Consider the following 17305-nt stretch of genomic DNA (forward strand, 5'->3'; position numbering starts at 1 on the left):
TTTTTCAGCTTAAAATTATCTTTAGCAAAGAACTTCAATATGTTATAAATAAAATTAACATGAAAAAGTGCGGTATAATGTTAGCATTATTTATAGTGGCTTTATTGGTCGCTTCGCAGTTTATGAAAGATGAAGCCGTTTTAAATGAAAATATGACGGTAGCGATAGAGGTTCAGAATCAAAATATTGATAGACCATGACTCTAACTAATTCTTACAACTATGTTTAAGATATTTCAGGTTATAGGCAAATCATTGAAAATGTTTTGTTTTGGGATTGTACCTTTTTTTTTACTTGCTGGTGGGTCTAAAGGTGATTTAGATACATTAAAAGTTGAAAATGGCACTTATAGTTTTACCATTAATGGTCAGTTAAGTTTGCAATTAGAAGGTTTGGCAACCTTTGAAAATAGTATTGAGGAAGATAAATTCGGTAATTCGATGAACAAATTATTATTGAATTTTACTTCTGGTGATCATGTGAAGATGCAAAATTTAGAATTTATTATAGCTTCTAAAATAAAAAAGCATCACGGTGTGCCGGTAGGTGTACATAAAATAAAAAATTTAGACCGTTTACTGAATAAGTTTAGCGGAGTGTATGGTTTTGCAGATTTAGGTAGTATTAGCGAATTACCTTTCTTTATAAAATCTGGTGATATAATTATCACTGAATATTATTCCGACCATGTCGATGGTAGGTTAGAAGTGCAATTAGAAAATGCAAACGGAGAATCTTTGAATGTCAAAGGTTTTTTTAATGCGGATATAAAAGTTTAAAATTTAGTACGGTTCTTTATAGGATAGTGTATGTTATCTTATATCTAATGTTTGAGCGCCAAAATAGTATAACTACGATTCGTCGTAGAATTACATTCTAAGAAAAGGTTTCGGGGGAACTACCTTTATTAGACTTGGTGGGCATTTTTCATAATAGAAGCATTAGTGGGGCCGTACATTTTTTATTTTAATTAATAATTTAATTGCCAATTTTTTATCTTCAGTGGCAATTTCGAAAAGCATAATAATGTTTTTGTACTCTCTAACTTAAACTCTGTATCAATAATTTTTTTTCTAATACTTTAGATGTGGTATTTTAATTACTTGGAATATGGTCTTATAAAATAACTTTCGCCTCATTAGGTCTTGGGCTAAAATTTCCTCAAGAAATAAAAAAAATGATGTCGCGAGCTAAGTAATGACTAGCAGATAAAGATTCTTAATATGACTTTTTTCAAATATTATTTAATATAGAGAATAAAAAAGACCCCGAATAGGGATCTTTTTTATATGCGGCTAAGCCTAGGTTAAGTAAGGGGATTCTTATTTATCTTTATTGATATATGGCTTCAATACAGTCGTAAATAACAACGCTGCAGCATATATCATTAGTAAGGTGATGTAATTTTCCATAGCTTAAGTATTGGAGTGTAAGTTATATACGTAGCAAAATCCTTTTTGGATTATGGAAATTTTATGGTATCGTTAAAAATACTGTGATACGTTAGTTTCATAGTATTTTTAATGTTAAACCATTTATAACTTAGTTTCATTTGAAATAATTCAAATGAATTGGACTTTACCTTTTTATAGATATAAAAAGCTAATTTTGAGGCCAGAAGCAAGCCGGCATAGACGAGTAATGTTTGTAGGTATTGGGACATATACAAAAGAACGAATAAGTAAGTAAATTCTTACATATTAAAATGTATTTCATCGAAAAAGTGATAACTATTCGATGAAATACATTTTTTGTGCTTTTGTTATGTGTGTAAACTATAGATTCTATTAAAGAAAACCATCTACTTTTTGGTAGGCTTCAATTACTGCAAGCTCACCTTCTTCACCATTTCTAGAATTACCATGCTCCATACCGAGTATTCCAGTATAACCTTGCTCATGTATCCATTTAAATACGTTATAGTAATTTATTTCACCAGTAGTTGGTTCCTTTCGGCCTGGGTTATCGCCAATTTGTATATATGCAATCTCTGGCCAAGAAGCTTCCATATTCGGGATCAGATTCCCCTCTTGAATTTGTTGGTGATAGATATCAAATAAAATTTTACATGAAGGTGAATTAACCGCTCTGCAAATTTCAAAGGCTTGAGGCGAATCGGTCAAAAATAACCCTGGGTGATTTCTGAAATTCAATGGCTCTAAAACCATGGTAATATTATGTGGTTCTAATAGGGCAGATGCTTGTCTAAGGCTTTCTACAACATTGGCAGTTTGGTAGCCCATTTTTAATTTAAGGTCTAAATGACCTGGTACTACGGTCATCCATTTTGCATTTACGCGTTTGGCTACTTCAATGGAGTTTTTTATATCATTTAAAAACTCTTCTCTTTTAGATAAATCTCCAGAGGCTAGGTTCGGTGTTGTCCAATGAATTTCATGGGCAACAAAAACACCCATTTCAATACCCCGTTTTATCATTGTTGCCGCCATTTTTTCTTGCTGTTCTACTGGGCGTTTACGCATCTCGTTATCCTCAAAAGCGGTAAATCCTTGATCAGCCATATAGTTTAATTGGTCTATGGGGTCGTCACCAGCAAGGTTTTTGAACATACCCAAGTGCGGAGCATACTTTAAATTGTATGAATGTGTGGTAGAATTTGTTAGCGTATTGGCGAATGTTACGTTACTCGCTACAGAAAGTGCGCCAGTACTTAAGGCTGTTTTTTGAATAAAACTTCTTCTTTTCATATGTAGTGTTTTTAAATAAAAATAGCCAAGAGCGATACATTATCTTGCCCTTGGCTATTAGATTAAACTGTTATTAGGTTATAAGGACCATGCCTTACCACCTGAAAGCTCTTGTAGATCTCCACATGGTACATATTCGCCAGGTACAGGCAAGTAAGCTAAAACTTCTTCACCAACATATTCAGAAGCTTTATAGCCCCAAATAGTCATGCCTCTTAAATTGTTTGCAAAAGCAAATCTAGAGACCTCATCATCTAACTGTGCAGTGCCGCCTTCAGCAATAGCTTCTGTGTAGCTATTTATAGATTTAGACATTTCTGTTTGCTGCTCTTTGGTATATTTCAAAGAACTTGCTAAAACTGGTTCTAAATCTTCTGCGGTTAAATCTTCAGCTTTATCTTTGCCAGAATCAGCTAAGGCTTTATTTATAAATTTGTTCATAGACATTTTAAGGAAATCTTGTTGTTCCGTTTCCATTACGTCTTTGGCAAATTTGTCAATAAAAATATCAACTTGTACTTCGGTGGCAGAAGGTGTATCGGTTTTAGGCAAAATAATATCTACCAATTTAGAAAGTACCGACCCTTCGTTTTGAGATAAAAATTCAGGAGTCCAAGTAATTGCTGGTTCACTTTTACAACTTTGTACTATTGATAATAAAGTTGGGGTGGCCACCATATATCCAAGTGACATACCCATATTTTTTAATACGCGTCTTCTATCCATTATATGTTTCCTTTTTTAAGTTCATTAACCGCGTGATTTGCAGCTCTGGCCGTAAAGGCCATATAAGTTAGTGATGGGTTTACACAACTAGCAGAGGTCATAAACGATCCATCTGTTACATATACATTTCGTACATCGTGCAATTGGTTATTTCCGTTCAAAACAGAGGTTTTTCTATCTCTTCCCATACGGGCCGTACCCATTTCATGTATACCTAAACCCAATGCACTTTCTTCATCATAACCTTTTACATCTCTAAGTCCGGCTTTTTCTAACATATCAACAGCCGATTCTAAAATGTCTTTACGCATTTTAAGTTCGTTTTCTTGAAGCTCGGCATCAAAAGTAACCGTTGGTAGACCCCAATCATCTAATTTATCGTAGTCTAATGTAAATCTGTTGTTTTCGTATGGTAATACTTCACCGAAGCCCATCATGCCAAACGTCCATCCGCCTGGTTTAATAACAGCATTTTTTAATTCTTTACCGTGAGATAGTTCTGCAATGGATTCTTCCCAGTTACCTCTAGAGGCACCACCTTGGTATCCAAATCCTCTCTTATATTCTCTATCAGTATCTCCACCTAAGTTTCTAAATCTAGGGATATAGATTCCATTAGGCTTTCTTCCTTTATAGTACTTATCATCGAATCCATCAAATTTACCAGAAGCACCAACTTTTAATTGATGATCCATTATGTTTCGGCCTAATTGGTCAGATTCATTACCCATACCATTGGGGAACGTTTCAGATTTTGATTGCATTAAAATTGAAGTAGATGCAATTGCAGAAGCACATAAAAATATAACCTTCGCCTTAAATTCAAAGTTTTCTTTAGTATTAGCATCAATTACCTTTACACCTGTAGCTTTCTTTGTCTTAGGGTCATACATAACCTCATGTACGATCGAATCTGGTCTTAGGGTCATATTACCTGTCGCCTCCGCTGCTGGTAATGTAGATGATAAACTACTGAAGTAAGCTCCAAAAGGACAACCTCTAATGCATCTGTTTCTAAATTGACATTTACTTCTGCCATCAAATTGTTTTGTTCCTGTAAGGTGTGCTACTCTACCAGCAGTAACTACTCGCCCATCAAAATTCTCAGCTACTTTTTCTCTAAAAACTTGTTCTACACAATTTAGATCCATCATTGGTAAAAATTGACCATCTGGCAATTGATCCAAACCTAGGTTTTCACCACTTACTCCAATAAATGTTTCTACTTTATCGTACCAAGGTGCTATATCCTTATAACGAACAGGCCAATCTACGGCAATACCTTCTTTTTTGTTTGCTTCAAAATCAATATCGCTTAAACGGTAACTTTGACGCCCCCATTGCAAAGAGCGACCACCTAGATGATATCCTCGCATCCAATCGAATCTCTTTGTTTCGTTATATGGGTGTTTTAGGTCGTTTACAAACCACATATTACTTGCTTGGTTTGTAGTGTAACCTGTTCTATGCTGCTTTGGTTGTTGCGCTATAATTTCTTTTGTCGGTTCACCCGCATTCGGGAAATCCCATGGGTCCATATTAGCAGTCTCATAGTCATCAATGTGTTTGACCATTCTACCACGTTCTAAAACTAGGGTTTTAAGGCCTGCCTCACATAATTCTTTTGCGGCCCAACCACCACTTATTCCAGTACCTACGACAATTGCGTCATACGACTCTTGTTCTTCGTTATAATAAAATTTGCTCATAAAAGTTGTTTAATCTCTAAATTTATTAAATATAAAATTAATTCTATACATTTAAAGTCCATTATTCTTGCGAAATTCGCTATTACTAACATTATGCTAGAATAATGAATCAATTCATAATTTTAACGTCAACAGTTAGGGTTATATTTCAAACAACAGCAAACCACCAAAAATGAAAAGAAAAAGTTTTATTCGAATTGCTTCTATTGTGGGCATTGGAATCTCGTTATTAGGAACTTACGCGTGTAAGGAAGCTAAAAAAGAAAAAGTGGAAAATTCTGAAGTCGTAGCAAAAGACAGTAATGTTGCTCCATTTTTTAAATTATCTCTAGCACAATGGTCAATGCATAAAATGATCAGAGAAGATGGCGTTGATCCATATTCTTTTGCTAAAAAAGCTAAAAACTGGGGATTTACAGGACTAGAATATGTAAGTCAGCTGTATAATCCTGAATTAGAAGAAGCAGGTTACTCTGAAGAGGCTATGTCAAATTTCGTAGCAAAATCTAATGCCGAAGCTGAAAAATACGGAATGAAGAATGTTTTGATCATGATCGATGGTCAAGGAAATTTAGCGGTTAATGATGAAACCGAAAGAAACGAAACTGTAGAGAAGCATAAAAAATGGGTAGATGCCGCTGCAGCTATGGGTTGTCATGCCATTAGAGTGAACCTTAACGGGAGTAACGTGCCTGAAGAATGGATCAAGAATTCTGTTGACGGACTTACCAAATTAGCGACTTACGCGAAAACTAAGAATATTAATGTTTTAGTTGAAAATCATGGTGGATTATCGTCTAATGGAGAGTTACACGCTCAGGTGATGAAAACCGTAAATATGGATAACTGTGGGAGCTTGCCTGATTTTGGTAATTTCTGTATGGAACGTAAGCCAGAGAGTTGGGATTGTTTAAAGGAGTATGATAAATACAAGGGTGTTAAAGAATTAATGCCATATGCTAAGGCTGTAAGTGCAAAATCTAACAATTTTGATGCTGACGGATATGATACAGGTATTGATTACGTTCAAATGCTGAAAATTGTGAAAGATGCTGGATATACCGGATTTATCGGTGTGGAATATGAAGGCTCTGAAATTAGTGAAGAGGCAGGTATAATTGCTACTAGAGATCTTTTGTTGAAAGCAGCACAAGAAATAGAATAATCAAGAGTATGATTTATGGAGACTTTTTTTAATGAAATATTCGATTATAATTTTCACTGTAATAAAAAGCTGATAGAACAGTGTTTGGCGCTAGATGCAGTACCACCAGAAACCATGCGTTTATTCAGTCATATATTAAATGCGCATCATCTTTGGAACGCTAGAATTTTAAATAAACCTAGTGATTACGAGGTTTGGCAAGAACATGATGTTAAAAAATGGGCAGATATTCATTATGAAAATCAACGTAATTCGTTCGAGATAGTCACTAATGCAGATAATTTTGATAGGCGTATTGACTATGAGAATACCGAAGGGCGATTGTTTACCAATACCTTGCAAGATATTCTGTTTCATATCATCAATCATTCAACAAATCATAGAGGGCAAATTGCTGTAGATTTTAGAAATAATGATGAAACACCTATAAGTTCAGATTATGTGTATTACAAAAGATAGATGAAAAATAAAGTCAGAGCCCAGCTTTGCTTTATGATGTTTTTAGAATTTTTTATTTGGGGTGCGTGGTTCGTGACACTAGGTACATTTTTAGGAAACAATTTAAAAGCAACAGACGGTGAAATAGCCTTGGCATTTTCAACACAATCATGGGGAGCTATTATTGCTCCCTTTGTTATCGGTATAATAGCGGACAGATACTTTAATGCAGAAAGAATTTTAGGGATTTTGCATCTTTTTGGTGCGGTACTTATGTATTTCATGTACCAAAGTGCTGCTTTCGATGATTTTTATATGTTGGTTTTGGTTTATATGATTTTATATATGCCCACTTTGGCTTTGGTAAACTCGGTATCCTTTAATCAGATGAAGAACCCAGCGAAAGAGTTTTCAATGGTTAGGGTATTTGGAACTGCAGGATGGATTATTGCGGGACTCTCAATCAGCTATGTTTTTAGCTGGGACCAAGGGGAAAATATTGGGCAAGGTCTATTGAAAAATACTTTTTTAATGACTGCGATAGCCTCCTTGATTTTAGGTTTTTTTAGCTTTACGTTACCTAAAACACCACCAAAAGCCGCTAGTTCAGAAAAACTAGGATTGAAAAATATTTTAGGCTTAGATTCCTTGAGTTTATTTAAGGATAAGAATTTTTTAATATTCTTTATCTCTTCGGTTTTAATATGTATTCCGCTGGCATTTTACTATCAGAATGCAAATCCGTTTCTTGTTGAAATCGGGATGGATAATCCAACAGGCAAAATGACATTAGGACAAATTTCTGAGATTGCCTTTATGTTATTACTGCCTTATTTCTTTACCAAATTCGGCTTTAAGAAAACTATTCTTGTTGCTATGGCGGCTTGGGTCGTGCGCTATTTATTATTTGCATTTGGTGATGTCAACGAACTTGGGTTTATGCTCATCATCGGTATAGCACTGCATGGTATATGTTATGATTTTTTCTTTGTCTCTGGGCAAATATATACTGACAGTAAAGCGGGTGAAAAGTTCAAAAGCTCGGCACAAGGTCTTATAACACTGGCAACCTATGGTGTGGGTATGTTAATTGGGTTTTGGGTCGCAGGTAAAATATCTGCCGCATATCTTTTAGAAGACGGTAAACATTTGTGGGAAACCATTTGGATGTATCCGGCTGGTTTTGCACTGGCTGTATTTATTTTGTTCGCCATTTTATTTAAAACAGAGAAAATAGAATATCAGTCTTAGATAAATTCTTTAATTTAAACGCCTGAAAATTGTGACTCGTAAAATGCTTTAGCTGTTCTTTAAAAGATAAATAGGGAGATTTTTTCAAAAATTAAAACAAATATAAATCCGAAGGGATTTTAAACAATACTATTTTCAAAAACAAACAACAAAAACAACAACAAGATGCCAAAGAAAATACGATTAGGAATATTAGGTGGAGGTGGAGATTCTTTAATAGGAGTGTTGCACAGAGTAGCATCATTTATTAATGATAATTATGAAATAACAGGTGCTGTTTTTAATCCTGATTATGATGCTAACATAGAATTCGCCAAAGAAATAGATGTTCCGTTAAATAGAATATATAAAGATTTTGATACTTTAATTGAAGAGGAATTAAAGTTGCCAGAAGATGAGCGTATTCAAGTATGTTCTATTCTTACCCCAAACTTTTTGCACTACCCAATGGCAAAGAAGTTATTGGATAATGGTTTTAGCGTTATCTGTGAAAAGCCGATGACTACTACTTTAGAGGAAGCGAAAGATTTACAGAAAGCTCATGAGAAAGCAGGTACTGTTTTCGCTTTAACCCACACCTATACAGGTTACCCAATGGTACGCCAAATGCGTGAAATGATCAAAGCTGGTGCTTTAGGTAAAATTCATAAGGTAGATGCAGTCTATTACCAAGGGTGGATTAATACGATTATTCATGACAAGGAAAAGAGATCTTCTGTTTGGAGATTAGATCCTAAAAAAGCTGGTATTAGTTCTTGTATGGGCGATATTGGTGTTCATGCCTTTAATATGGTTGAATATACTACGGGACTTAAAGTGAACGAATTACTTTGCGACTTCAACTACCTTTATGAAGATAACCAGATGGATGTTGATGGTACCGTGCTAATACGTATGGGTGACCATGTAAAAGGTGTTATTAGAGGTAGTCAAGTAGCTACGGGTGAAGAAAACGGATTAGCCATTTCTATTTATGGCGAAAAAGGTGCTTTTCGTTGGGAGCAAGAACGCCCCAACTTCTTATACAAATTAAGCGATACTGAACCAACACAAATTTACAAGCCAGGTCATGCCTATAATTCTGAATTGTCTTTAGATGGTACAAAACTTCCAGCTGGTCACCCAGAAGGGATATTTGATTCTATGGCGAACATCTATAAAGGTGTTGCAAGAGCAATTAGAGGTGAAAAATACAATGACGGCGAATTCCCAACTATGGCAGACGGTGTTCGTGGTATGAACTTTATTGAAGCAACCGTAGATTCGCATAAAAGCGGAAATATTTGGGTAGCTTTAGAGAACTAAAAAGTAATTATTAGGTATAAAAAGAGCCGCAATTTGCGGCTCTTTTTGTTTTATAAATTTTAAGTGATAATTAAGAATTTACCACTTTAAAATGTTGGCATACAACAATCATACTTTCTCTTGGTTCTCTTTTGAATTTTTGTAATTCTCTGGTAAAAAAGTCCCAATGATATTTTTTCCAGCTGTCCAATGATTTGTCTCCATTTGCCTCTAATTGAGCATAGGTAGAATCAATACTAAAATACGGTTTAAGAGAAACGGCGGTTGTAGCTACTATACATTGTGCTTCACCACTCCAATTTGTGACTACTATATAATCTCCTATTTTTGGTAAAGCTTCATTTCGGTTTTGTAAACCTAGTAAAGAATGTGAAATTGCCTTTTTCGCTCCACTCTGTATTAATCTGGCGTTTTCGTTGGCATCTTGTTCATTGTCGCCAAAATACATTGTTTTAGGTGCCTCGTGAAAGACATCTTCGAGGTGATTTTTTAAATAGTCACCCCACATATTTCTGGCTGAAGCATTTTCCATAAGTAGTTATTTTCTTTAAGCTATAGGATTTAATAAACGTTATAATCCCTAATTAATTTTAACGTTATGCGAATTTTCCTGCTTTTAATTGTTCAGCTGCATGGTTTGCAGCTCTTGCCGTAAAAGCCATATAGGTTAATGATGGATTTACACAGCTAGATGATGACATAAAAGCACCATCGGTCACGTAAACATTCGGCACCAAATGTACTTGATTATTTTTATTTATAATCGAAGTCTTTGCACTGTGCCCCATTCTTGCGCCACCCATTTCATGAATGCCTAAGCCTGGTCCGCTAGGTTCATCATAAGAAGAAACATCTTTAAAACCAGCTTTTTCGAACATCGTTACAATTTCCTTTTTAATGTCTTCGCGCATTTTATACTCGTTCTCTTTAAACTCAACGTCAAAAGCCAATTGTGGTAATCCCCATTTGTCTTTTTCAGTAGGGCTTAGGGTAACTCGGTTATCGTCATAAGGTAAGAATTCACCAAATCCTGTTACACCTATTGTCCAATTTCCTGGTTTTAGTACAGATTCTTTTAGCTCTTTTCCATAACCTAACTCGCCAATTTCTTTAGACCAATCTCCTCTACTTGCAGTACCTTGGTAACCGAAACCACGTAAATAACCTTCGCGCTTTGTATTCTCGTTCAGGTTTACAAAGCGAGGTATGTAAAATCCGTTCGCACGTCTTCCTTTATAATACTTATCTAAGTACCCATCAACTTTAGCAGTTGCTCCAAGTTTGTAATGGTGGTCCATAATACCCCTTCCTAAAGCATCAGAATCATTTCCTAATCCGTTAGGGAAGCGTTCAGATTTAGATTGTAGCAAGATGCCAACCGATGCCATTGCCGATGCACATAGAAAAATTACCTTTGCCTTAAATTCTATTTTCTCATTGGTTTCAGCATCAATAATACGTACGCCTGTTGCTTTTTTTGTAATATCATCATAGATGATTTCATGCACTATAGAGTTTGGTCTCAAGGTCATATTTCCGGTACGTTCTGCTGCTGGTAATGTAGATGAGTTACTACTGAAATAACCGCCAAACGGGCATCCGCGCCAGCACCGGTCTCTATTTTGGCATGTGCCACGACCTTCAAAAGTTGCATTAGGGTCTGTAATGTGTGCTGCTCTACCGATGGTAACTAAACGTCCGTCGTCAAACTTATCGGCAGTTGTTTTCTTAAAATCCTCTTCAACACAATTCAATTTCATGGCTGGTTGAAATATGCCATCGGGCAATACATCTAAGCCTAATGCCTCGCCACTTACTCCAATATATTCCTCGACTTTATCATACCAAGGCGAAATATCTTTATAACGAACAGGCCAGTCTACACCAATACCTTCTTTTTTATTTGCTTCAAAATCAATATCGCTCCATCGGTAACTTTGACGCCCCCAAGTAAGTGATCTGCCACCAACTTGATAGCCACGAATCCAGTCAAAACGTTTTGTTTCAACATACGGGTGATCAAGATCGTTTACGAAAAAGTGCTTTGAGTCTTCTGTCGGAGCCCAATTTACGCGTTTTTGTATGTGATATTTTTTCTCATCTTCCTTAGATAATTTACCTTTTAGAGGATAATCCCATGGGTCATCGTTCATGGTAGGGTAATCTTCAATATGTTTTACCATAGGACCACGTTCTAAAACAAGAGTTTTTAAGCCGTTCTCTGTTAATTCCTTAGCTGCCCAGCCGCCACTTATTCCTGTTCCGACAACAATTGCGTCGAATATTTCATCTTGATTCATGCTTGAAATTTTATCTTTTTCTGATGGTAATCCCTATATTTATAGCAAATCTCCAAAGTATTGAGAAGAACCTGATACAATTCTTAAATATAAGATTTTTTGAGAGATGTGACATCTCAAATGCAACAACAAATTCAAACAACAACAGATAGTATATTTTTATGAAAACAATCAAAGGACCAGCCGTATTTTTGGCACAGTTTGTAGACAGTAAAGCTCCATTTAATTCCTTGGACGGAATGTGTAAATGGGCTGCTGATTTAGGATATAAAGGAATTCAAATTCCGACGTGGGAAACTTTTTTAATCGATTTAGACAAAGCAGCTGAAAGTCAGACCTACTGCGATGAGCTGAAAGCCAAAGTAAACTCTTACGGTTTAGAGATCACAGAACTTTCTACACACTTACAAGGGCAATTAGTTGCTGTTAATCCTGCATATGACTTAATGTTCGATTCTTTTGCTCCAAAAAATGTTCATGGCAATCCAAAAGCTAGAACAGAATGGGCAATAGAAACCGTAAAAAAAGCAGCAACTGCAAGTAGAAGGCTTGGGTTAAAAGCTCATGCTACTTTTTCTGGATCATTATTATGGCATACCATGCACCCTTGGCCACAAAGACCAGCTGGTTTAGTGGAAATGGGTTTTGAAGAATTGGCGAAAAGATGGACTCCGATTTTAAATCATTTTGATAAAGAAGGTGTTGATGTGTGCTATGAGATTCACCCAGGTGAAGATTTACATGATGGTGATACTTTTGAGCGTTTTTTAGAAGCAACCGGCAACCATAAAAGAGTAAATATTCTTTATGACCCAAGCCATTTTGTACTGCAACAGTTAGATTATATCACGTACATAGACCATTATCATGAGTTTATAAAATCTTTTCACGTGAAAGATTCTGAATTTAACCCTACAGGTAAAAAAGGTGCTTTTGGTGGTTATAACGATTGGGGCAATAGGGCTGGTAGATATCGTTCATTAGGTGACGGACAAATAGATTTCAAAACCATATTTTCTAAATTGACACAATATGGTTGTGATGTTTGGGCGGTTATGGAATGGGAATGTTGTATTAAGAGTCCGGAGCAAGGTGCTCGTGAAGGAGCTAAATTCATTTCTGATCATATTATCGAAGCGACAGAAAAGACTTTTGATGATTTTGCAGGTGCTGAAATCGATAAAGAAATGTTGAAGAAAATGTTGGGACTTTAAAATTAGATGATGAAGAAATATATAGTAAGTTTAGCATGTATATTAGCATTCGTTGCATGTAAGCAAGAGAAAAAAGAGACCACCGAAACAGCCGTTGTCGAAGAAGTTGCCGTAGTAGAAAATGATTGGGAAGTATTGTTTGACGGTACTTCTTTAGATCAATGGAAAGAATTCAAAACCGACGGAGTAAGTGATGCTTGGAAAATAGATGGGGATGCATTGGTTTACACACCACCTGCTGAAGGTGAAGAGAATCAAAACCATGACCTTGTAACAAGACAGGAGTATACCAATTTTGTGTTAAGCTTAGATTGGAAAATATCTGAGGCTGGCAATAGTGGTGTCTTTTGGGGAGTTAGTGAGGATGAGAAATTTGGAACAGGCTATCAAACTGGTCCGGAGATTCAAATTTTAGATAATGATAAACATCCAGATGCAAAGGCAGGAACTACACACCAAGCGGGTGCTTTGTATGATATGGTTTCACCGGCTAAAGATGTTACGAACCCAGTTGGGGAGTGGAACACAATGGTAATTACAGTAGATCACAATGCGCATGTAGGTAGTGTTACCTTAAATGGCACTGTAATGGTAACTTTCCCTGTAGCAAATGAAGAATGGGATGCTATGGTAGCAAGATCTAAATTTGCAGGTTGGGATGGATTCGGAAAATATACAACCGGAAAAATCGGACTACAAGATCACCATAATGTAGTAGCTTTTAGAAACATAAAAATCAAACAACTTTAATAGCATTTACGTATGAAAAATAGATATTCATTACTATTGGTAGTTGCTTCTTTAGGAGTAATTTCTTGTCAAGAAAAAGTAACTGTAGCTACTGAGGGAGAGTTAGAAGCTGTTAAGGATAGTGTAATCGTTCATGAGGAATACATGGGCGAAGAACCAACTACGCCCGAAGAAACTGAGTTTTATGAGCCTAAAGTTGCCTTTGTTAAACCTGCTACCGCTAGTAATGCACCAAGTGATGCTGTGGTACTTTTTAATGGTACTAGCTTAGAGAATTGGATCAGTACAAATGATAGTACAGCTGCCAAATGGCATTTGAACAAAGATGGGAGTATGACGGTAAATGATAAAACCGGTAATATACAGACCAAGCAAAATTTTGGAGACGTTCAGTTGCATATAGAATGGAAATCTCCTTTACCAGTGCAGAGAGATAATCAGAATAGAGCAAATAGCGGTGTATTTCTAAATGGAATTTATGAAGTACAAATTCTGGATCAAAATGATAATCCTACCTATGTTAATGGGCAAGTGGGCTCTATTTATAAGCAACATGTACCCTTAGCAATGGCTTCTGTGCCAACAGGCGAGTGGAATACGTATGATATTATTTATCATGCACCAGAATTTAATGTTGATGGCGGCAAGATAAAATCAGGCGATATTACCGTAATTCATAATGGCATCTTAGTACAAGATCATGTGGAGTTAAAAGGTACGACACCTTATGTTGGTTGGCCTAAAAACCCGGCTCATGGTAAAGGACCGTTAATGTTACAAGATCACGGCGATGATAGCCGTGTTAGTTTTAGAAATATTTGGGTTAGAGAACTTTAATATTTTATCAATTAGAATTTAAGGAGTAAACAAGATATTTTTTGTTTGCTCCTTTATTAATTACGTAAGGTGAGATGATTAACCTTGAAATTTTCATTTACCTTACCTTTGCCTTAATCTAAAATGTATTTATGATTCAATCAATGACCGGCTTTGGAAAGCATGTAGTTCAATTACCTAATAAAAAAATTACGGTAGAAATAAAATCCCTTAATAGTAAGAGCATTGATTTAAATGCACGTATGCCATCAAGTTATCGTGAAAAGGAATTAGAATTAAGAAAGTTGGTGGCTAATTCATTGTTGAGAGGTAAGGTAGATTTTAACCTATACGTTGAGCTTACAGGCGATACAACTTCTACTCAAGTAAACGAAGTTGCTGTAAAACAATACATGAGCCAATTAAAAAGTATTGCAGATGGCGATGATTTAAGGTTGCTAGAAATGGCATTGCGTTTTCCTGATGCGATGAAAACCGATAAGGAAGATATTGATGAATCTGAATATGAGGCTATCAAAGAAGCACTGCAAGGTGCTTTGGTAGAAATTAATGAGTTTAGATCAGAAGAAGGTAGTGTATTAGAAAAAGATTTTTTGGACAGAATATCTTCTTTGAAAAAATTATTAGAAGAGGTTTTAAGTATTGATCCCGATAGGCAAGCTACCATTCGCGAACGTCTAGAAAAAGCAGTACAAGATTTAAAGGCAGATGTTGATGCTAACAGATTTGAGCAAGAACTTATATACTATTTAGAGAAGTATGACATTACCGAAGAAAAGGTTCGCTTGGCAAATCATTTAGATTATTTCAGTAAAACATTAATGTCAGACGATAGTAATGGAAAAAAATTAGGCTTTATATCTCAAGAAATTGGTCGTGAAATAAATACGATCGGCTCTAAAGCTAACTTTGCGCCAATGCAACAAATTGTAGTGCAAATGAAAGATGAGTTAGAAAAGATTAAAGAACAAATGTTAAACGTACTATAGATGAAAGGTGGAAAACTAATCATTTTTTCTGCACCCTCAGGTAGTGGAAAAACAACCATTGTACGCCATTTATTGGCACAACCAGAATTAAATCTAGCTTTTTCTGTTTCTGCAACTTCGCGCCCTAGAAGAGGTAAAGAAAAGAATAAAGAGCACTATTATTTCATGTCGGTATCCGAGTTTAAGAATCATATTAAAAATGATGATTTTTTAGAGTGGGAAGAAGTTTATAGAGATAACTTTTACGGCACTTTAAAAAGTGAGGTAGAACGACTTTGGGCTGAAGGTAAGAACGTTATTTTTGATATTGATGTTGTTGGAGGTTTAAGAATTAAAAAGAAGTTTCCTGATCAGACCTTAGCTGTTTTTGTAAAACCACCAAGTGTTGACGAGCTTAAGATCAGACTTAAAAAACGAAGCACCGAAAACGAAGACAAAATAAACATGCGTATTGCTAAAGCATCTGTAGAATTGGCAACAGCACCACAATTTGATAAGATTATTAAGAATTATGACCTTGATGTTGCTTTACAAGAAGCAGTAGATCTGGTCGCCGATTTCGTTTCAGATGATAAGGAATAAGTACGTATGAAAAAGGTAGGATTATACTTTGGCACCTTTAACCCTATTCATATCGGTCATTTGGTTATCGCGAACCATATGGTAGAGTTTTCAGACTTAGATGAGGTTTGGTTTGTAGTAACACCTCAAAGTCCGTTTAAGACCAAGAAAACGCTTCTAGACAATCACCAAAGGTTCGAAATGGTATACGAGGCTACTAAAGACTATCAGAAGTTGAAGCCAAGTAATATCGAGTTCAAACTTCCACAACCAAATTATACCATAAACACCTTGGTACATTTAGGCGAAAAATATCCTGACGGATATGATTTTTCTTTGATAATGGGCGAGGATAATTTGAAAGGACTTCATAAGTGGAAGAACTATGAAGCTATCTTGGATCTTCATCATCTATACGTTTATCCAAGAATATCTGAAGGTGTTATTGAGCACCAATTCAAGGTTCATGAAAAGATTCATCGTGTAAATGCACCCATTATGGAAATCTCCTCTACTTTTATTAGAAGAGAGCATAAGAAGGGTAAAAACATTAAACCTTTATTGCCACCAGAAGTGTGGAAATATATGGACGAAATGAATTTTTACCGCTAATCTAAAACGCTGGCTTTACGTAAAACATCGGTAGCAAGAAATACATCACCTTTGTTATAATACCACTTACGTATTTTAGGTATTTTAATTCCGTTTACGGTTATCATCTCAGAAAGTAGAATGTATTCTCCGTCGTTTTTGCTTTCGTCATGAAAAAACTGATAGACTTCCATCGCATAGGTCTTAGGGTCGAAATAGAAATACCAAGTATCATTACCTACTTCTTTCTCGTAAGTAGCCTTTAATACTAAATACTCTTTTCCTTTAAAGGTTTTTTTAATCACCTTATTAGCTATCAATGTGCCTGGGTCTTTTAACTTCATTGGTAGACCATATAGATACGTGTAGTAGTTCTTCATCATCTTAGCACGATCACAACTAATATTCATGCTGTCTTTTATCTTTGGAAAAATGGAGGTACTACCATTTAATTTTAAGGTACATTCGCCATTATCTAACTCTGACTCTACCGTATAATTATCCTTTTTTACAGTAGTCTTGAAATAGTTGTTCGGTAATTTCATTTCAACAACCGTACTACGCGGACTCCCTTTAGGGTTTTCCATTTCAATAAGCATTTTGCCTTTGAAGGTAGACCAATTGTTTTGTGGGTCATGAAATGTTATTGCTCTCTCTAATAATTGGTTACCGGTTATTTCTTGGGCGTTAATGAAAAACCCTGTCAGTAAATAAACGGCTATCAAAAGATATTTCATAAGTATACTTTTAATTGAATTGAA

At 35.6% G+C, this 17305-nt stretch carries 18 protein-coding genes; 12 read left to right on the forward strand and 6 right to left on the reverse strand.

What is annotated here, in order from left to right; translation table 11 throughout:
- Positions 1 to 77 precede the first annotated feature (77 nt).
- Positions 78 to 200: a hypothetical protein gene (locus CLV90_RS19510; protein ID WP_279586539.1), complete on the forward strand. Its 123-nt coding sequence runs from the start codon at positions 78 to 80 to the stop codon at positions 198 to 200.
- Between the two features lie 21 nt (positions 201 to 221).
- Positions 222 to 779 carry a hypothetical protein gene (locus tag CLV90_RS02810; protein WP_133685996.1) on the forward strand — a complete coding sequence of 186 codons (558 nt, stop codon included), beginning with the start codon at positions 222 to 224 and terminating at the stop codon, positions 777 to 779.
- A gap of 1008 nt (positions 780 to 1787) precedes the next feature.
- Here the strand turns inward: CLV90_RS02810 and CLV90_RS02815 are convergent.
- The 3 genes from CLV90_RS02815 to CLV90_RS02825 all read right to left on the reverse strand — a co-directional run bounded on the left by CLV90_RS02815 (position 1788) and on the right by CLV90_RS02825 (position 5143).
- Positions 1788 to 2708, reverse strand: a complete 921-nt coding sequence (locus CLV90_RS02815) for a hydroxypyruvate isomerase family protein (RefSeq protein ID WP_133685997.1) — start codon at positions 2706 to 2708, stop codon at positions 1788 to 1790.
- A 78-nt stretch (positions 2709 to 2786) separates the two neighbouring features.
- The gene (locus CLV90_RS02820; RefSeq protein ID WP_133685998.1) at positions 2787 to 3434 is read right to left on the reverse strand and encodes a gluconate 2-dehydrogenase subunit 3 family protein; all 648 of its coding nucleotides are present in this window, start codon (positions 3432 to 3434) and stop codon (positions 2787 to 2789) included.
- Positions 3434 to 5143 (reverse strand): GMC oxidoreductase, encoded by a 1710-nt coding sequence (locus CLV90_RS02825; RefSeq protein ID WP_133685999.1) that lies wholly within the window; start codon positions 5141 to 5143, stop codon positions 3434 to 3436. The genes CLV90_RS02820 and CLV90_RS02825 overlap by 1 nt, the downstream gene beginning before the upstream one ends.
- A 172-nt stretch (positions 5144 to 5315) precedes the next feature.
- Here CLV90_RS02825 and CLV90_RS02830 point away from each other — a divergent pair, with 172 nt between their 5' ends.
- The 4 genes from CLV90_RS02830 to CLV90_RS02845 all read left to right on the forward strand — a co-directional run bounded on the left by CLV90_RS02830 (position 5316) and on the right by CLV90_RS02845 (position 9302).
- On the forward strand, positions 5316 to 6308 hold the full coding sequence (locus tag CLV90_RS02830) for a sugar phosphate isomerase/epimerase family protein (RefSeq protein ID WP_133686000.1): 993 nt from the start codon (positions 5316 to 5318) through the stop codon (positions 6306 to 6308).
- A 15-nt stretch (positions 6309 to 6323) separates the two neighbouring features.
- Positions 6324 to 6767: a DinB family protein gene (locus CLV90_RS02835; RefSeq protein ID WP_133686001.1), complete on the forward strand. Its 444-nt coding sequence runs from the start codon at positions 6324 to 6326 to the stop codon at positions 6765 to 6767.
- A complete protein-coding gene (locus CLV90_RS02840) occupies positions 6768 to 7997 on the forward strand; it encodes a nucleoside permease (RefSeq protein WP_133686002.1) in 1230 nt (409 codons plus the stop codon).
- Positions 7998 to 8162: 165 nt separating this feature from the next.
- Positions 8163 to 9302: a Gfo/Idh/MocA family protein gene (locus CLV90_RS02845; protein WP_133686003.1), complete on the forward strand. Its 1140-nt coding sequence runs from the start codon at positions 8163 to 8165 to the stop codon at positions 9300 to 9302.
- Between the two features lie 70 nt (positions 9303 to 9372).
- Here CLV90_RS02845 and CLV90_RS02850 read toward each other — a convergent pair whose 3' ends face one another.
- Positions 9373 to 9834: an ASCH domain-containing protein gene (locus CLV90_RS02850; RefSeq protein WP_133686004.1), complete on the reverse strand. Its 462-nt coding sequence runs from the start codon at positions 9832 to 9834 to the stop codon at positions 9373 to 9375.
- Positions 9835 to 9898: 64 nt separating this feature from the next.
- A complete protein-coding gene (locus CLV90_RS02855) occupies positions 9899 to 11602 on the reverse strand; it encodes a GMC oxidoreductase (protein ID WP_133686005.1) in 1704 nt (567 codons plus the stop codon).
- 161 nt (positions 11603 to 11763) lie between these two features.
- Between CLV90_RS02855 and CLV90_RS02860 the strand changes: the two genes are divergently transcribed.
- The 6 genes from CLV90_RS02860 to nadD all read left to right on the forward strand — a co-directional run bounded on the left by CLV90_RS02860 (position 11764) and on the right by nadD (position 16565).
- Positions 11764 to 12816, forward strand: a complete 1053-nt coding sequence (locus CLV90_RS02860; RefSeq protein WP_133686006.1) for a sugar phosphate isomerase/epimerase family protein — start codon at positions 11764 to 11766, stop codon at positions 12814 to 12816.
- Between the two features lie 9 nt (positions 12817 to 12825).
- On the forward strand, positions 12826 to 13566 hold the full coding sequence (locus CLV90_RS02865; RefSeq protein ID WP_133686007.1) for a 3-keto-disaccharide hydrolase: 741 nt from the start codon (positions 12826 to 12828) through the stop codon (positions 13564 to 13566).
- Between the two features lie 12 nt (positions 13567 to 13578).
- Positions 13579 to 14403: a 3-keto-disaccharide hydrolase gene (locus CLV90_RS02870; RefSeq protein ID WP_133686008.1), complete on the forward strand. Its 825-nt coding sequence runs from the start codon at positions 13579 to 13581 to the stop codon at positions 14401 to 14403.
- 131 nt (positions 14404 to 14534) lie between these two features.
- Entirely contained in the window at positions 14535 to 15392 is an 858-nt protein-coding gene (locus CLV90_RS02875; protein ID WP_133686009.1) for a YicC/YloC family endoribonuclease, read from the forward strand.
- Positions 15393 to 15974 carry a guanylate kinase gene (gene gmk, locus CLV90_RS02880; protein ID WP_133686010.1) on the forward strand — a complete coding sequence of 194 codons (582 nt, stop codon included), beginning with the start codon at positions 15393 to 15395 and terminating at the stop codon, positions 15972 to 15974.
- A 6-nt stretch (positions 15975 to 15980) separates the two neighbouring features.
- Positions 15981 to 16565: a nicotinate (nicotinamide) nucleotide adenylyltransferase gene (nadD, locus tag CLV90_RS02885; RefSeq protein WP_133686011.1), complete on the forward strand. Its 585-nt coding sequence runs from the start codon at positions 15981 to 15983 to the stop codon at positions 16563 to 16565.
- On the opposite strand, the gene CLV90_RS02890 is transcribed toward nadD, so the two are convergent.
- Complete coding sequence (locus CLV90_RS02890) at positions 16562 to 17281, reverse strand: DUF6503 family protein (RefSeq protein ID WP_133686012.1); 720 nt, start codon at positions 17279 to 17281, stop codon at positions 16562 to 16564. The genes nadD and CLV90_RS02890 overlap by 4 nt on opposite strands.
- Positions 17282 to 17305: the final 24 nt, after the last annotated feature.

Origin of the sequence: Maribacter spongiicola, from assembly GCF_004364165.1 — a bacterium.
Lineage (GTDB): Bacteria > Bacteroidota > Bacteroidia > Flavobacteriales > Flavobacteriaceae > Maribacter > Maribacter spongiicola.

Coding starts and splice junctions, on each gene's coding strand:
- CLV90_RS19510 (WP_279586539.1), top strand. CDS start 78: ATGTTAGCATTATTTATAGTGGCTTTATTGGTCGCTTCGCAGTTTATG.
- CLV90_RS02810 (WP_133685996.1), top strand. CDS start 222: ATGTTTAAGATATTTCAGGTTATAGGCAAATCATTGAAAATGTTTTGT.
- CLV90_RS02815 (WP_133685997.1), bottom strand. CDS start 2,708: ATGAAAAGAAGAAGTTTTATTCAAAAAACAGCCTTAAGTACTGGCGCA.
- CLV90_RS02820 (WP_133685998.1), bottom strand. CDS start 3,434: ATGGATAGAAGACGCGTATTAAAAAATATGGGTATGTCACTTGGATAT.
- CLV90_RS02825 (WP_133685999.1), bottom strand. CDS start 5,143: ATGAGCAAATTTTATTATAACGAAGAACAAGAGTCGTATGACGCAATT.
- CLV90_RS02830 (WP_133686000.1), top strand. CDS start 5,316: ATGAAAAGAAAAAGTTTTATTCGAATTGCTTCTATTGTGGGCATTGGA.
- CLV90_RS02835 (WP_133686001.1), top strand. CDS start 6,324: ATGGAGACTTTTTTTAATGAAATATTCGATTATAATTTTCACTGTAAT.
- CLV90_RS02840 (WP_133686002.1), top strand. CDS start 6,768: ATGAAAAATAAAGTCAGAGCCCAGCTTTGCTTTATGATGTTTTTAGAA.
- CLV90_RS02845 (WP_133686003.1), top strand. CDS start 8,163: ATGCCAAAGAAAATACGATTAGGAATATTAGGTGGAGGTGGAGATTCT.
- CLV90_RS02850 (WP_133686004.1), bottom strand. CDS start 9,834: ATGGAAAATGCTTCAGCCAGAAATATGTGGGGTGACTATTTAAAAAAT.
- CLV90_RS02855 (WP_133686005.1), bottom strand. CDS start 11,602: ATGAATCAAGATGAAATATTCGACGCAATTGTTGTCGGAACAGGAATA.
- CLV90_RS02860 (WP_133686006.1), top strand. CDS start 11,764: ATGAAAACAATCAAAGGACCAGCCGTATTTTTGGCACAGTTTGTAGAC.
- CLV90_RS02865 (WP_133686007.1), top strand. CDS start 12,826: ATGAAGAAATATATAGTAAGTTTAGCATGTATATTAGCATTCGTTGCA.
- CLV90_RS02870 (WP_133686008.1), top strand. CDS start 13,579: ATGAAAAATAGATATTCATTACTATTGGTAGTTGCTTCTTTAGGAGTA.
- CLV90_RS02875 (WP_133686009.1), top strand. CDS start 14,535: ATGATTCAATCAATGACCGGCTTTGGAAAGCATGTAGTTCAATTACCT.
- gmk (WP_133686010.1), top strand. CDS start 15,393: ATGAAAGGTGGAAAACTAATCATTTTTTCTGCACCCTCAGGTAGTGGA.
- nadD (WP_133686011.1), top strand. CDS start 15,981: ATGAAAAAGGTAGGATTATACTTTGGCACCTTTAACCCTATTCATATC.
- CLV90_RS02890 (WP_133686012.1), bottom strand. CDS start 17,281: ATGAAATATCTTTTGATAGCCGTTTATTTACTGACAGGGTTTTTCATT.